The sequence below is a fragment of the Microbacter sp. GSS18 genome, assembly GCA_029319145.1.
Taxonomy (GTDB): Bacteria; Actinomycetota; Actinomycetes; order Actinomycetales; family Microbacteriaceae; genus Microbacterium.
Window position 1 is genome coordinate 1,340,947 of the sequence record CP119753.1, and the last position, 14,225, is coordinate 1,355,171.

Consider the following 14,225-nt stretch of genomic DNA (forward strand, 5'->3'; position numbering starts at 1 on the left):
CCGTCCCGCCTCTCGGAACGACCGGGCGAGGGGCGGTGTCTCAGGCGGCCGCCATCATCATGTCCTTCACGGCCATGCAGCTGTCCATGCACGCCTGGCACGACTGAGCGCACATGCGGCATACGTCGCTGTGGTCGGCGTGCTCCATGCACTCGTCCATGCACGTCTGGCACATGGCCATGCACGCGTCGAGCATCGACATCATGGATGCCGGGGTCATGCCCTGCATCCGCATCATCGACCGCATCATGGTGTTGCACATGTCGGCGCAGTTCATGCACGCCGGCGCGCACGACATCATCTGCGTCGAGCACACGGTGCACGCCTGCTCGCAGGCCGAGCAGGCGTCCATACACGCCTGCATCACCATCATGTCCATCGTGTCCATGCCGGGCATCGACATCATGTCCTTCGACATGGCGTCCATCATCGTGGCGTCCATCCGCCCGCCTCGCTTCCGTCTCATCGGCGGGCAGGGGCACCCGCCTGCGGCCAGGGTAGGCCCGCGACCCGCCATGCGGAAGACCCGAGTAGCCTCGATCGGGTGCTGACCGATGAAATCCCCACCCGGCTCCGTGCTCTCCTCGTCGCCGCCGTCGCCGCGGCCTTCGCTCTCATCGGCGTCCTCGCCGCGGCACCGCCCGCGCTCGCGCACGACGAACTGGTCTCGACGGACCCTGCCGCCGACTCGACGGTCGCGGAGCTGCCGGCCGAGCTCACCCTCACGTTCAGCTCGGAGATCGCCGACGACGAGGGCGCGAACGTCGTCGAGGTGACCGATGAGACCGGCGCCGATCTGACGGACGGCGCGCTGAGCGTGCGCGACAACATCCTGACCCAGCCGCTGACGGGGCCTGCGACGGGTGCCGTGACGGTGCTGTGGAAGGTCGTCTCGAGCGACGGTCATCCGATCTCGGGCGAGTTCTCGTTCACGGTCGAGCAGGCGCAGCCGACGCCCGTCCCCACCGTCACCGTGACGATCACGCCCACCGCCGAGCCCACGGCATCCGCCTCCCCCACCGCGACCGCGACACCAGAGCCCGTCGCCGCCTCGGGGTCGAGCCCGTGGCCGTGGATCATCGGGATCGTGATCGCCGCGGGCCTGGTCGCCGGCATCGTCTACCTGATCGTCGCCCGCCCGCGGCGCGCGACACCGGGCCAGGACGCGTCGGGCGGCGCATCTGACGGCGCCGGCGAGCGATAGGCTGGGGACCATGCCTCACTACGACGTCGCCATCCTCGGCGCCGGGCCCGGCGGGTACGTCGCGGCCGTCCGCGCCGCACAGCTCGGCCTCTCGGTCGCGATCATCGAAGAGAAGTACTGGGGCGGTGTGTGCCTCAACGTCGGCTGCATCCCCTCCAAGGCTCTGCTGAAGAACGCCGACCTCGCGCACACGTTCAACCACAAGGCCGACCTGTTCGGAATCTCGGGCGATGTCTCGTTCGACTTCGGCACCGCGTGGGACCGCAGCCGCAAGGTGTCGAACACGCACGTCGGCGGCATCCACTACCTGATGAAGAAGAACAAGGTCACCGAGTACGAGGGCCGCGGCACGTTCGCCGACGCGAACACCATCGACGTCGCGAAGTCCGACGGCTCTACCGAGCGCGTGACCTTCGACAACTGCATCATCGCGACCGGCTCGAAGGTGCGGCTGCTGCCGGGCGTCACGCTCAGCGAGAACGTCGTGACGTACGAAGAGCAGATCATGACGCGCGAGCTCCCCAGCTCGATCGCGATCGTCGGCGCCGGCGCCATCGGCATGGAGTTCGCCTTCGTCATGTCGAACTACGGCGTGAAGGTCACGATCATCGAGTTCCTCGACCGCGCCCTCCCCAACGAGGACGAAGAGGTCTCGAAGGAGATCACGCGCCACTACAAGAAGCTCGGCGTCGACATCCTCACCGCGACCAAGGTCGAGACCGTCGTCGACTCCGGCGACAAGGTCACCGTCACCTACAGCGACAACAAGACCGGCGCGCAGAGCTCGCTCGAGGCCGACAAGGTCCTGATGTCGATCGGCTTCGCGCCGAACATCGAGGGCTTCGGCCTGGAGGCGACCGGCGTCAAGCTCACCGAGCGCGGCGCCATCGAGATCGACGACTTCATGCACACGTCGGTGCCGCACATCTACGCGATCGGCGACGTCACCGCGAAGCTGCAGCTCGCGCACGTGGCCGAGGCGCAGGGCGTCGTGGCCGCCGAGACGATCGCGGGCGCCGAGACGATGGCGCTGGGCGACTACCGGATGATGCCGCGGGCGACCTTCTGCTCGCCGCAGGTCGCCTCGTTCGGCCTCACCGAGCAGCAGGCGCGCGACGCCGGCTACGACGTCAAGGTCGCGAAGTTCCCGTTCTCGGCCAACGGCAAGGCGAACGGCCTCGGCGAGGCCGTCGGCTTCGTCAAGCTGGTCGCCGACGGCGAGCACCTCGAGCTCCTGGGCGGCCACATGGTCGGCCCGGACGTCTCGGAGCTTCTGCCCGAGCTCACGCTCGCGCAGAAGTGGGATCTCACCGCTCTCGAGGCTGCGCGCAACGTGCACACGCACCCGACGCTGTCGGAGGCCGTGCAGGAGGCCTTCCACGGCCTCGCCGGCCACATGATCAACCTCTGACGCGACGCGTTCGAGCGACAGAGCCCCGGGACTTCGGAAGTCCCGGGGCTCTTCGCGTCAGCGGGTGTTCAGAAGCCGAGGGCGCGCGCCAGCTTCGAGTTCGCCGTCGAGGGCTTGCCGCCCACCGTGCGGACCGCCGCCTGGATGCCGGCGACGATCGCGGCGAACGTCTGCAGGTCGCGCGGCCCGGTCGGCGTGCCGGGGCCGAGCTCGACCTCCCACTCGCGCCACGAGCGCTCGGTGCCGAGCCGCTCGTCGCGCGTGGTGACGTGGTCGTCGGCGAACTCGGCCAGCAGCTCCCCCGTCGCCGTGCGCAGGGCGTAGGCGGTGCGGGTGTTGCGGATGCGCGCGAGGGGCTTCAGCTCGCCGTCGGTGATCTCGTCGATGCGCGCCCGCACGGCGGGCGGGATCTCCATGCCGTCGGTGAGCGGCCACTGCTCTTCGCTGCGGCCGTGACCCTCGCGCGGGCCCTTGAGATGCCAGCCGGCGTCGGGGCCGCCCGTGCGCCGCCGCAGCGCGTAGCCGGCGTGGGCGAGCGTCCAGTCGTCGGTGTCGAGGTACTGCGCGTCCAGATCGCGCACCTCGGCGTCGCCGACCTCGACGACGCCCGGGACGGTCGTCCAGTCGGGCAGGCGGGTGAAGTCGTCGACCTCGAACTTGAACTCGATCTCCACCGAGCGCGTCGGCTGTCCGTCCGCGCCCGGTGCCTGCTCAGTCGTCGGACGGTCCGATCTCTTCGGTGGCCTCGACGAACCAGAACTCCGCCTCGGTGGGGCCGTCGTCGTCACCCGTGTGCTCGAGCGCGCCACGTCGCTCGTAGACGATCTGGCCCTCTCCGTAGGGGACGATCATCTCGTCGAGTTCGGGCGATGACAGGGGCAGCACCTGCCCGTCGAGCGGGCCTCCGTGCAGTCGAGCGATTGCCATGTGCCGAGCATAGTCCCGCCGCGTTTCGCATGCCCCCGACACCCCCGTGTCTCCGCAGGACCGGCGGGACGAAGGTCCCCTCCCCGAGGCCGTACGCTGGTGTGGCCATGAAACCGTTCGTCCTGCTCGCGACGCGCGCCGAAGACCTGCCGGCCGACGAGGAGTACGAGCTGTTCCTCCGCTACGGCGGCCTCGCCGAGCGCGATCTCATCCGCGTGCGCCTCGAGGCAGGGCCCATGCCCGACTTCGACCTCGACGAGCTGTCGGGCTTCATCGTCGGCGGCGGACCGTTCAACGCCTCGGACCCGCTCGAGAAGAAGTCGTCCGTGCAGCGGCGCGTGGAAGCGGAGTTCCAGGCGCTCCTCACGCGCGTGGTCGCACGCGACTTCCCGTTCCTCGGCGCCTGCTACGGCGTCGGAACGGTCGGCGCGTATCTGGGCGCGAGGATCGACAGGACCTACGCCGAGCCGGTGAGCGTCGTGGAGGTGTCGATGACGGATGCCGGCGCCGCCGATCCGCTGCTGGCCGGCATGCCGCCGACGTTCGGCGCGTTCGTCGGCCACAAGGAGGCGATCACGGCGCTGCCGCCGCAGGCGACGCTGCTGGCGTCGTCGCCGACGTGCCCCGTGCAGATGTTCCGGGTCGGACAGAACGTGTACGCGACGCAGTTCCACCCCGAACTCGACGTCGAGGGCATCACGACGCGCATCCACGCGTACGCCGACTACGGGTACTTCGCGTCGCACGAGCTCGAGCTCACGCTGTCGGCGGTGCGGCGCATCGCGGTGTCGCATCCCTCCCGCATCCTGCGCACGTTCGTGGAGCGCTACGCGCGGCACTGACCGGCCCCGCTCCTCGCGCCCCCGCCGCGGGGATGCCGGTGCTACGCTCGCCGCATCCGAACGCGGCCGTGACCGGATGGAGGACCGACGTGGCTCTGAGACGCAGGACGCTGATCGTCGGCGCAGTGGCGGGGGCGGCCCTCGCGGCCGGGGTCGCGGTGCCGGGCATCGCCGCGGGTCTGCCGTCGCCGGCCACCGAGGTCGTCCAGGACGCGCCGGGGCCACCCGACGATGCGCCTGACGAGGGTCGCGACGCGGGCCCTGACGCCTCGTCGCACGGCGCCCGCGTCTCGGAGGTCGCGCGCGATAAGAGCGGCGATGTCACGAATCATGGTCAGCGCGTGTCCGAGGTGGCGCGGCAGAACGGCGCCGCCCATCGCGCCGAGTCGGCATCCGGCGCGCCCGGGAACCGCGGCAATGCCTACGGTCACGATAAGGGCGTCGGCAACCCGCACGGCGATGACTGAACCGCGCTGAGCCGCCGACGGCGCCGACGCGCGCCGCCGGTCAGGCGGGCGGCTCGACGATCCGCGCGATGGTCGCCGTCAGCTCGGGTTCGACCGACTCCAGCTGCGGGGTCAGCCCGATGTCGACCAGCACGATGTCACCGGCGAGCTCGGCACCTCTCCCCCGCACGAGCCCGGTCTTCACGGCGCCGAACGTGACGGTGACGGATGCCGGGAGCACGGCGTGGTCGCATTCCCCGGTGTCGGGATGCAGGCCGCTCGGCAGGTCGACCGCGATGACGCGCGGACGGCCCGCGCCGACCGCGGGGAGCAGTGTCTTGACGGCTTCGCGCGCGACCCCGCGCAGCGCGGTGCTGCCGGTCGAGCCGATGCCGAGGATGCCGTCGAGCACGAGGTCATAGTCGCCGACGCCGTCCCGCACGGCGGCCAGGTCGACCCAGCGGGCGCCGGCCGCGACGGCCGCCGCGACCCCGTGCTCGTGGGCGCGGGTCCCGATGACGAGCACGTCGACGGAGTGCTCCTCGGCCAGCTGTGCCGCCGCGAACAGGGCATCGCCGCCGTTGTTGCCGGATCCGGCGAGGACGAGGATGCGGGCGGTGGCGGCATCCGCTTCTTCTCGTGCGATCTGGGCCAGGGCCGAGGACGCACGCGCCATGAGCGGCTCGCCGGCTTCGAGAAGCGGCTGCTCGGCGGCGCGCACCTGAGCGGCCGTGTAGGCGGGGGTTTCGGTCATGAGCCGGTTCGCTCCTTCTCTTCGGCTTCTCGGGCTGCGCGAAGGGCATCGGCGGCGGTCTGGACGTCGACTTCGGCCTGCCTCACCTTGCGCTGTGCGAACGTCGCGGCGCCGTACTTGAAGCGCACGCGGTCCTCGGCCTCGCGGACGCCGACGACGATGTAGGCCGCGGCGATCAGGACGACCTGCACCGACAGGTTCACCCATAGCAGCAGCGCGATCAAGGACGCGAACGAGGCCAGCAGCGGATTCGAGGTCGCGCCGCCGACGAACAGACCGGAGAGCTGCTGCAGCACGGTCAGTCCGAACCCGCCCAGCAGCGCCCCGGCCCACAGCGCACGCGCCGGCGGCTTCACGCCCGACAGCATGAGGAACAGCGCGATGATGGCGCCGACGTCCAGCAGGTACACCACGCCGACGGTGACGACCGTCGTGAGGATGTTGTCTGCCGGTCCCCCATCGGGACGATCCAGCCAGCCGAGCACGAGGTCGACGCTGTAGGTGCCGAGGAAGGTGACGACGGCCGATGCGACCAGAGCCAGCGCCGTGCCGATGGCGAGCAGCAGGTTGCGCATGAGCTTCCAGACGTACGCGATGTCGTCGTAGTTGGTCGACGCGATCGTGCGCATCGCGATCCGGAGCGACGTGATCGCTCCGATCGCCGCCATGACCAGACCGATGGCCGAGATGATCCCGGTGAGGGTCAGCCCCGCCGGTGGGGCGATGTTCTCGGGGTCGATGATGCCGTCCGGCCCCACGAGACCGGGGATCACGGCATCCAGCGATCCGATGAGCGCCTGGATGACGTCGGGGTTGCCCGACAGCCACAGCGCCGCGAACGAGAACGTGAGCAGCACGCCGGCGAAGATGCTGAACAGCGCACGGTACGTGATGCCGTCCGACAGCATCGGCCCGCGCTTCTCGACGTACAGCAGGAAGGCGCGCACGATCTTGAGCGTCAGCACCCACGCGATGACCTTCTTCACCAGGCGCATCACCGCGTCGTAGACGCCCTTCGCCCACTCGATCACGCCTCGCATGCGCCCCACCATACCGATCCGGAGTTTCCGGCATCCGGGGCTGGACAACCCCGTCCGAGCGTTGACAAGACACCCCTAGGATGTGACGAGGGGCTGGGATTGGGGAATGCCGTGAGGGGACTCGCACAGACGCTCGTACTCACCGGGGCGGTGCGCGCTGCGGACATGTCGGCGGCGCTGGCGCAGTTCGGCGACACCGATGAGATGGTCGAGTTCCTCGCGGGGCAGCAACTCATCACACACGGCCAGATCGCCGAGGCGATCGCGCTGAACTCGGGGCATCGGTACGTGGATCTGTCGAGCATGGCGCTCGACCCGAACGTCATCGGCCTGGTCCCGAGTGCCGTGTGCCGAAAGTACGCGCTGATCCCGATCGATCGGCGCGGCGATCGGCTGATCGTGGGGATTCTGGATCCCACTGACATCGTCGCGCTCGACGACGTCGCGAGCGTCACCGACCTCTTCGTCGAGCCGGTTGTCGTCGCGAAGGACGCGCTGGGGCAGATGTTCGAGCGGTTCCTGCGCTCGGACGAAGAGCTGAGCGAGCTTCAGGCATCGATCGAAGAGACGTCGTCGACCAGCGGCTCCGCGTTCACCGAGGAATTGCAGGAGCAGGACAACGACGCACCGGTCGTGCGCTTCGTGAACCTGCTGATCGCCCAGGCCATCAACGACCGCGCCAGCGACATCCATGTCGAGCCTGGTGAGAAGCAGCTGACTGTGCGGTTCCGCATCGACGGCGTGCTGCACGAGATGCAGAAGGCCGATCGCAATATTCAGGACGGCATCATCTCCCGCCTGAAGATCATGTCCTCGATCGACATCGCCGAGAAGCGGCGTCCGCAGGACGGCCGCCTGTCGGTGTCTCACGACGGCCGCACGGTGGACCTTCGCGTAGCCACGCTCCCCACGGTGTGGGGCGAGAAGATCGTCATGCGCATCCTCGACAACACCGGCCAGACGATGGGCATGCGTGATCTCCTGTTCTCGAGCATCAACGAGCAGCGCTTCCGCGATGCAATCTCGCGTCCGCACGGGATGGTCCTTGTCACCGGCCCCACAGGCTCCGGAAAGTCGACGACCCTCTACACGGCGCTGCGCGAGGTCGCAAACCCCAAGATCAACGTCATCACCGTCGAGGACCCCGTCGAGTACCGCATCGCGGGCATCAACCAAGTCCAGGTGAACAACAAGGCCGGGCTAACGTTCGCGTCGGCACTGCGTTCGATTCTGCGCTCGGACCCCGACGTCGTGCTCGTTGGCGAGATCCGCGACAAGGAAACAGCCGTTATCTCAGTCGAAGCCGCCCTCACCGGCCATCTCGTGCTTTCGACGCTGCACACCAACGATGCACCCTCAGCGCTGACCCGCCTCACTGAGATCGGCACAGAGCCGTTCCTGGTCGCGACTGCATTGTCGGCCGTAGTCGCCCAACGTCTCGCCCGGAAGCTGTGCGTGCGATGCCGCGCGCCGTTCACCGAGACAACCGAGGTGCTCTCGTCGCTCGGCTTCCCTCACGACCCCGAGGACGTGCCCGAGCTGTTCAAAGCCGTCGGTTGCGACACCTGTGCCGGCACCGGCTACCGCGGCCGAATCGGGCTGCACGAGGTCATGACCATGACAGACGAGCTCGAGCAGCTCGTCGTCACCCGCGCCACCGGCAGCGAGATGCGCCAGATCGCTCTCGATCAGGGCATGGTCTCGCTCCGCGACGATGGTTGGGGCAAGGTCGCACTAGGCCTCACGACAATCGAAGAGGTTCTTCGCGTCTCGATCTGAGGTCTAGTGGCGCTCGGCTGCAACACCGACCCACCCGGCACCACGGACTGTCGATAGCCATACCGCCCAGCCCGCATCCTGGTCTTGTCTTGATGCGAACTTCGCGCCGCGCCGGCAGCGTATGGAGTTCGGCGATCTCGAGGCTGGCGTGGGATCGAACCCACGCCGACGAGCATGCCCCCGGTGGCGTTACTGGGCTGCAAGGTCCCCATAGAGTGTGAAAATCGGCAGGTACAGCGAGATGACCATTCCGCCGATCACGACGCCGATGACGACGATCAGAATCGGCTCGATCGTGGACGAGAGTTGAGACGTCGCGGTCTCAACCTCATCCTCATAGAACTCGGCTATGCTCGCGAGCATCTCGACGAGAGTTCCCGACTCTTCGCCGACAGCGACCATCTGCGGCACCATACTCGGAAACACCTCAGCTCGCGCGAGTGGCGCGGCGAACGACTTGCCGGCGCGTATCGACTCCTGCACTTCATGAATCGCCTGCTCGACCTTCCAGTTATTCGACGCCTGACCGACGATGGACAGCGCCTGGATGATGGGCACACCCGCGCTGAGCATCATGGAGAGATTGCGGCTGAAGCGGGCAACAGCCATCTTGGTCGTTAGCTTTCCGAAAATCGGGAGCTTGAGCTTGATCGGGTCGAGGACCTTGCGTACCCGTTCCGTGTGCCTGTTTCGCATCCAGACGCTCCACAGAACGATGACCAGGACAAGCAGCAAGGGCAGGATCCAGATCATGTTGTCCGACAGGACGACGAGGATCCGAGTGGGCAAGGGGAGTTCCGAGCCGAGGCTAGAAAACATGCCTTCAAAGATCGGCACAATGAACGTGATCATCGCGAGCATGCCGAGAATCGCAACGAAGAGAACGATGGCAGGATAGGTCATCGCCGCGCGGACCTTGTTCTGCAACTCAGCCTCTTTGCGGTAGTTCTCCGCAATCGATGCCAGTGCCGCACCGAGGAATCCACCGGCCTCTCCGACGCGCACAATGCTCAGCATCAACGGCGGAAACACGTCGGGGTGACGGGCCATCGCGCCAGAGAGCGAGTTTCCGGCCTCGACGTCCGCATGGACCGAAACCAGGGCAGGTTGGAGCTTCCGATCTTCGGTTTGCTCAATCAAGATGCCGAGAGTCCGCATGAGCGGTAGCCCCGCGTTGATGAGCCCTGACATCTGCTTCGCGAAGATCGCGAGGTTCTTCGCTGAGACGTGCCGCGTCAGTCCCGGGAGCCTGATCTCCATGTTCAGGCCTGTCTTGGACACAGGAAGAACGTCCAGAGGCGTCAACCCCTGCGCCCTCAATTTGCCCGTGACAACTGCCTCGCTGGATCCTTCAATCGTGCCCTTGACGACGCCACCCCCGGTGGGGTCGACGGCTCTGTAGCGAAACTCCTGAACGAGTGCCACGTCAAACCTCCGTGTCCTCATGGTGCCACTCGCCCGCGCGGTAGCTCCACTCCTCAGCATCGAGATCACTCGAGCGCACGTAGACGTCGTCGAGAGACGTCGGGTCGACCGCGTAGGACTTTGCGACGTTCCGAGAGATGACTCCCTCGCCGACGAGGCGTTTGAGGTCCTGATCGAGCGTGTGCATGCCTACGGCCTGACCGGCCTGCATTGCCGATTGGAGTTGCGCCACCTGGCCCTCACGAATCATGTTCGCGACAGCGGGCGTGTTGATCAGGACCTCGGTTGCGATCGTCCGCCCCTCGGTCTGCGACAGCGGCATGAGTGTCTGGCTGATCACACCCTGGAGCGTATCGCCGAGCTGTGCGCGGATCTGATGCTGCTGGTCCGCCGGGAACACATCAATGATTCGGTTGATGCTCTTCGCGGCGCCCTGGGTGTGCAGGGTCGAGAGCACGAGATGTCCCGTCTCCGCCGCCGAAAGTGCCGCGCGGATCGATTCGGGGTCTCGCAGCTCACCGATGAGGATCACATCTGGGTCCTGGCGAAGGACGCGACGTAGGGCTTCCGCGAACGAACCCGTATCGGCCCCGATCTCACGTTGGTGGATAAGCGCCTTCTTGCTCTCGTGATGGAACTCGATCGGGTCCTCGATCGTGATCACGTGAGCGGGCACGATGTGGTTGATAATGTCCACCATCGCCGTCAGTGTCGTGGACTTGCCCGATCCCGTCGGGCCCGTGAGCAACACCAGACCGCGCGGCTTGAGCGCGAGCTCGCGGCAGATCTCAGGCGCTCCCAGCTGCTCGAGTGTGAAGACACGATTCGGAACGAAGCGCAGCGCAACGGCGATCGCACCGAGCTGGCGATAGACGTTTACGCGGAACCGGCCAAGTCCATCTGACGCATGTGCGAGGTCGACCTCGTGGTGCGTGTGGAACTCCTCGCGCTGTCCCGGTGCCATGAGTTCGTACGCCGCCGCCTCAAGCCAAGACGCCGCGATTGGGTCGTCGTAGCCAGGAATCGGAACCAGGTCGCCGTCTACACGCATAAGGGGTCGCGCGTTGGCGGTGAGGTGCACGTCAGATGCACGCAAGTGCGCAGCAGCGGAGAGCATGCTGTCGAGAATCATCGTGCTCATGCTCAAGCCTCCGGGAGGACAAAGGTCAGTGCCGCCACAGACACGCTGAAATCGGCGTCGCCCGATGTCACGGTCGTCTCGATGTTGCTGAGTGCTCGCGGACCACGACGCAGTTCATCGAGGAACCGGACAACCTCCGATAGCTCGGTCGCGCTTGCCACGATGACGAAGTCAACCTGCTGCCGGCCGTCGTCAGGGCTGGCCGACACTCCGGCCTCGGGCGCGGCCGTCTCCCCGTCCGTAGAGGCTTCGGTGGACGCGTCAGGCTGTGTGGCCGCTGTTGCTTCCCCGATCGCCAGTGCCTCCGTACGAGGCACGAACGCCACGTTCTCACCCGCCGTAATCGATTCCACGGTGACGCCAGATGAGCCTGCCGCCCGCGCAACCACCTCGAAGACATCGTCAAGGTCGTTCGCTTCCGGGATCTGAGTCCGCAGCGCGTCAACAGAAGCCTGAATCTCGCCCATTCGTTCGGACTCGGCACGAAGCGTGTCAACCTGTGCCTGGTAGACGTCGTTCGTCTGAGCGACCTGGGCGGTCTGCGCACTCGTCTGAAGCGACTGGAAGTAGATCGGAAGCGCAATCAGCGCGATGACGACGGCGAGGATCCCCACCGTCACGAGGATCCCCAGAAGGTTGATTAGTTGCTTCGGCATCATTCGCCTCCTTGACCTTCGAGGAACAGCCCCGAGTAGATCGATTGGTCGAACGTCACCGTGAGCTCGTATGTGTATTGGGCGGAGGCTTGCTGGGTCGAGGACACCAGGCGACCATCTGCGAAGCTGACTCCCGACACTGCCCGCAGCTCACGAACCGTCCGTGCGATATCAATTACGTTCGGGCTCGCGAGCGTCAGAGTCCCAACCAGTCCCGCCTCCGCTGATGGGTCTTCGCCTTGAGCCAAGCCCCCAGCAGTGAGGGCGAAGCCGCTCAGCTGTACTTCACCGGGAAGTGCTCCGACAACCGCGGAGATCACTGGTTGCCAGGCGAAGTCCGACCCCATCGACTCGGCGAGGAAGCCTTCGAGTTGTGACTCGGTAGCGAGTGCGACACTCACATCTGACAGGCCGTCGAGTTCCAGGAGCAGATCGTTTGTGCGCGACTGCTCTATTGCGAGGCGCTGATCTGCGATCCAGCTGAGAAGCATTGCCCCTGCGACAATCGCCGCCGCGGCGAGCACCGCACCGAGAATCCCCCACGCCCAGCCACGCGCCGTGGCAGCCCGTTCACGACGCTCGAGCTCCGAACGCGGGATGAGATTGACGCGCGGCACGCCGCCGAACGTGACGGCTGATGTGCCAGTGCTCATTTGGCCCCCTCCCCGAACAACACGCCTGCCGTGGCAACCGCGTTCAACGAAAGATCATCGTTCAGTGTGCGATTGCGCGTGTTGACGATGTTCTCCAGTCTCACCGGCACAACCGCCAGATCGAAGGATCGTTCGAGCGCATCAGCGACTCCCGGCGCTGTGTATCCGGCGCCGCTCACCATAACGCGTTTGATGGGCGGCGCGCCTTCGCGACTCTGGAAGAAGGAGATCGTGCTGCGCAGTCGTGCCACCAGGTCGCTCACTGCCTGCGAACCCGACGCTCCGCCGCTTCGCATCGAGGCACGCGTGCCGTCATTGCGGCGGGGCATGATTCCGCTCGCGCCTACCGGCTCGAGCATCTCCATGACCTGTGCATCTGCAGGGGGCATGGCAGCGTCTCGGCGAACGGTGGCCGCCGTAGCGATATCGACGGGGATGATGCGCACGAAGTGCGGCACACCATCCGTGGCGACTGTCACATGCGTTGTGTGATCGCCGAGGTGAATCATCGCGACCGTTTCTCCAGGCTCGGCCACGCGCTTGCTCAGACGAGCGAGACCGAATGGCACGAGGTCGACGTTCTCCACGCGAAGTTTCGCCTTCGCGAGGGTGGTGATCATCTGCTCGATATTCTCGGAAACAGCCGCAACGAGCAGGCCGGTAACCTGGTCGCCGTGCTGCGCCTGAGGATAGAAGTCGAGCACTGCCTGGGATACCGGAACCGGCAACAGGTCCTGCACCTGGTACGGCAGTGCCTGCTTGAGCATGGCGGGTGCCATGGCTTGCGTCGTGTACTCACGGACGAGAATCCGCCGACTACCGACTCCGAGGGTGACGTGGCGTGCCTTGATTGCGGCCCCCATCCAGAGCTGCCGCAGCGCGACCGCGACCGCGTCCTGGTCAAGCACTTCCGAGTCTCGAGCGGCTTCGCGCGGAAGTGGCACTTCTCCAAGTGCCACCAGCGACGGGGAGCGACCGGCGGTCAGCTCCACCGCGCGGACGCTCTCCTCTGAGATCTCCAGCGCCACGAACGTCTTCGCCATGGTCTCTTCCTTTCCTTCCCCAGTGTCCTGTCATCTACGTCAAACGCAGGCACCCCTATGGGGCTACAAACATCCCTACGTACCACCGTGCGATCGCCTCGCCCGAAGCAAGTCCAACCCATGCACCGAGAATCATCCACGGCCCGAATGGAATCGCCGTCTTGCGATCCGCACGACGCAGAATCATGAGCGCCACCCCGACCACACCACCGATTGCGAATGCGGCGAATGCGCCGACCGCAAGTGCACCCCAGCCGACGTAGCCGAGGTAGAGCCCGAGCACTCCCGCGAGCTTCACGTCGCCACCGCCCATGCCGTCAGGCCGGATGAGCCTCAATACGTAGTAGAAGACATAGAGGGCCGCCATCCCAATCGCCGCACGCAGGAGGGCTCCAGGGTCTGCCGACAGCAATGCAGCCAACGCGAGTAGCACAGCAGCCACAACGTAGCTGGGTAGAACAATGGCGTTCGGAAGTCGATGCGTATCGAGATCGATCAGGGTGAGAACGATGCTCACCGACGCGAGGTAGAGGAACGCCACCGCCAGCACCACAGCGCTCCACCCATCAAGCCCTGATCGTCCGGCCAGGACGGCAACCGAGCCTGGGCCCGCAGACCACCACCAAGCGATGGCGGCGAAGACTCCTCCAGTAAGAGCCTCCACCAGCGGATACCGCACCGAGATAGATGCCGCGCAAGAAGCACAGTGGCCGCGCAGGAAGACCCACGAGAGCACCGGTATGTTCTCCCAAGGACGCACTCGCGCATCGCAATGCGGGCACCGACTCTCGCGCATCAGCGAGATCCCCGCCGGTACGCGATAGACGACCACGTTGAGAAACGACCCGATGAGAAGCCCGAATAGGCCAGCGATGACAATGATGTAGGCGGTCAAAGGCGGCAC

Annotated in this window: 16 protein-coding genes; 5 read left to right on the plus strand and 11 right to left on the minus strand. The window is 66.3% G+C overall.

The genetic code is table 11. The features are described 5' to 3' along the window. Window positions 1-40: 40 nt before the first annotated feature. Window positions 41-442: a hypothetical protein gene (locus P0L94_06320; protein ID WES65683.1), complete on the minus strand. Its 402-nt coding sequence runs from the start codon at window positions 440-442 to the stop codon at window positions 41-43. 102 nt (window positions 443-544) lie between these two features. Between P0L94_06320 and P0L94_06325 the strand changes: the two genes are divergently transcribed. Both P0L94_06325 and lpdA read left to right on the plus strand, forming a co-directional pair. Then, on the plus strand, window positions 545-1,204 hold the full coding sequence (locus P0L94_06325; protein ID WES65684.1) for a copper resistance protein CopC: 660 nt from the start codon (window positions 545-547) through the stop codon (window positions 1,202-1,204). A gap of 10 nt (window positions 1,205-1,214) precedes the next feature. After that, window positions 1,215-2,615: a dihydrolipoyl dehydrogenase gene (gene lpdA / locus P0L94_06330; protein WES65685.1), complete on the plus strand. Its 1,401-nt coding sequence runs from the start codon at window positions 1,215-1,217 to the stop codon at window positions 2,613-2,615. A gap of 68 nt (window positions 2,616-2,683) precedes the next feature. Here lpdA and P0L94_06335 read toward each other — a convergent pair whose 3' ends face one another. Both P0L94_06335 and P0L94_06340 read right to left on the minus strand, forming a co-directional pair. Beyond that, on the minus strand, window positions 2,684-3,289 hold the full coding sequence (locus tag P0L94_06335; GenBank protein ID WES65686.1) for a CYTH domain-containing protein: 606 nt from the start codon (window positions 3,287-3,289) through the stop codon (window positions 2,684-2,686). Window positions 3,290-3,326: 37 nt separating this feature from the next. Next, a complete protein-coding gene (locus P0L94_06340; GenBank protein WES65687.1) occupies window positions 3,327-3,542 on the minus strand; it encodes a hypothetical protein in 216 nt (71 codons plus the stop codon). Between the two features lie 107 nt (window positions 3,543-3,649). Here P0L94_06340 and P0L94_06345 point away from each other — a divergent pair, with 107 nt between their 5' ends. Continuing rightward, window positions 3,650-4,384 carry a glutamine amidotransferase gene (locus P0L94_06345; protein WES65688.1) on the plus strand — a complete coding sequence of 245 codons (735 nt, stop codon included), beginning with the start codon at window positions 3,650-3,652 and terminating at the stop codon, window positions 4,382-4,384. Window positions 4,385-4,473: 89 nt separating this feature from the next. Then, window positions 4,474-4,851, plus strand: a complete 378-nt coding sequence (locus P0L94_06350) for a hypothetical protein (protein ID WES65689.1) — start codon at window positions 4,474-4,476, stop codon at window positions 4,849-4,851. A gap of 40 nt (window positions 4,852-4,891) precedes the next feature. Here the strand turns inward: P0L94_06350 and P0L94_06355 are convergent, their stop codons facing one another. Then, window positions 4,892-5,584 carry an NAD(P)H-hydrate epimerase gene (locus tag P0L94_06355; protein ID WES65690.1) on the minus strand — a complete coding sequence of 231 codons (693 nt, stop codon included), beginning with the start codon at window positions 5,582-5,584 and terminating at the stop codon, window positions 4,892-4,894. Then, window positions 5,581-6,624 carry a YihY/virulence factor BrkB family protein gene (locus tag P0L94_06360; protein WES65691.1) on the minus strand — a complete coding sequence of 348 codons (1,044 nt, stop codon included), beginning with the start codon at window positions 6,622-6,624 and terminating at the stop codon, window positions 5,581-5,583. The genes P0L94_06355 and P0L94_06360 overlap by 4 nt, the downstream gene beginning before the upstream one ends. Before the next feature lie 204 nt (window positions 6,625-6,828). On the opposite strand from P0L94_06360, the gene P0L94_06365 reads away from it, so the two are divergent. Next, complete coding sequence (locus P0L94_06365) at window positions 6,829-8,403, plus strand: ATPase, T2SS/T4P/T4SS family (protein WES66297.1); 1,575 nt, start codon at window positions 6,829-6,831, stop codon at window positions 8,401-8,403. Window positions 8,404-8,592: 189 nt separating this feature from the next. Here P0L94_06365 and P0L94_06370 read toward each other — a convergent pair whose 3' ends face one another. From P0L94_06370 to P0L94_06395, 6 genes are read right to left on the minus strand one after another with little or no spacing between them, the layout of a single operon-like run. Next, window positions 8,593-9,828, minus strand: a complete 1,236-nt coding sequence (locus tag P0L94_06370; GenBank protein WES65692.1) for a type II secretion system F family protein — start codon at window positions 9,826-9,828, stop codon at window positions 8,593-8,595. Between the two features lies 1 nt (window position 9,829). Continuing rightward, window positions 9,830-10,969 (minus strand): type IV pilus twitching motility protein PilT, encoded by a 1,140-nt coding sequence (locus P0L94_06375; protein ID WES65693.1) that lies wholly within the window; start codon window positions 10,967-10,969, stop codon window positions 9,830-9,832. Between the two features lie 2 nt (window positions 10,970-10,971). Further along, window positions 10,972-11,628, minus strand: a complete 657-nt coding sequence (gene pilO / locus P0L94_06380; GenBank protein WES65694.1) for a type 4a pilus biogenesis protein PilO — start codon at window positions 11,626-11,628, stop codon at window positions 10,972-10,974. After that, window positions 11,625-12,278: a hypothetical protein gene (locus P0L94_06385; GenBank protein WES65695.1), complete on the minus strand. Its 654-nt coding sequence runs from the start codon at window positions 12,276-12,278 to the stop codon at window positions 11,625-11,627. The genes pilO and P0L94_06385 overlap by 4 nt, the downstream gene beginning before the upstream one ends. Continuing rightward, window positions 12,275-13,321 carry a pilus assembly protein PilM gene (gene pilM, locus P0L94_06390; GenBank protein ID WES65696.1) on the minus strand — a complete coding sequence of 349 codons (1,047 nt, stop codon included), beginning with the start codon at window positions 13,319-13,321 and terminating at the stop codon, window positions 12,275-12,277. The genes P0L94_06385 and pilM overlap by 4 nt, the downstream gene beginning before the upstream one ends. Before the next feature lie 55 nt (window positions 13,322-13,376). Then, window positions 13,377-14,216 (minus strand): prepilin peptidase, encoded by an 840-nt coding sequence (locus tag P0L94_06395; GenBank protein ID WES65697.1) that lies wholly within the window; start codon window positions 14,214-14,216, stop codon window positions 13,377-13,379. Window positions 14,217-14,225: the final 9 nt, after the last annotated feature.

Excerpts from the sequence above, each read along its gene's own strand:
- P0L94_06320 (WES65683.1), bottom strand. The coding sequence starts at position 442 with ATGGACGCCACGATGATGGACGCCATGTCGAAGGACATGATGTCGATG.
- lpdA (WES65685.1), top strand. The coding sequence starts at position 1,215 with ATGCCTCACTACGACGTCGCCATCCTCGGCGCCGGGCCCGGCGGGTAC.
- P0L94_06340 (WES65687.1), bottom strand. The coding sequence starts at position 3,542 with ATGGCAATCGCTCGACTGCACGGAGGCCCGCTCGACGGGCAGGTGCTG.
- P0L94_06345 (WES65688.1), top strand. The coding sequence starts at position 3,650 with ATGAAACCGTTCGTCCTGCTCGCGACGCGCGCCGAAGACCTGCCGGCC.
- P0L94_06355 (WES65690.1), bottom strand. The coding sequence starts at position 5,584 with ATGACCGAAACCCCCGCCTACACGGCCGCTCAGGTGCGCGCCGCCGAG.
- P0L94_06360 (WES65691.1), bottom strand. The coding sequence starts at position 6,624 with ATGCGAGGCGTGATCGAGTGGGCGAAGGGCGTCTACGACGCGGTGATG.
- P0L94_06365 (WES66297.1), top strand. The coding sequence starts at position 6,829 with ATGGTCGAGTTCCTCGCGGGGCAGCAACTCATCACACACGGCCAGATC.
- P0L94_06375 (WES65693.1), bottom strand. The coding sequence starts at position 10,969 with ATGAGCACGATGATTCTCGACAGCATGCTCTCCGCTGCTGCGCACTTG.
- pilO (WES65694.1), bottom strand. The coding sequence starts at position 11,628 with ATGATGCCGAAGCAACTAATCAACCTTCTGGGGATCCTCGTGACGGTG.
- P0L94_06385 (WES65695.1), bottom strand. The coding sequence starts at position 12,278 with ATGAGCACTGGCACATCAGCCGTCACGTTCGGCGGCGTGCCGCGCGTC.
- pilM (WES65696.1), bottom strand. The coding sequence starts at position 13,321 with ATGGCGAAGACGTTCGTGGCGCTGGAGATCTCAGAGGAGAGCGTCCGC.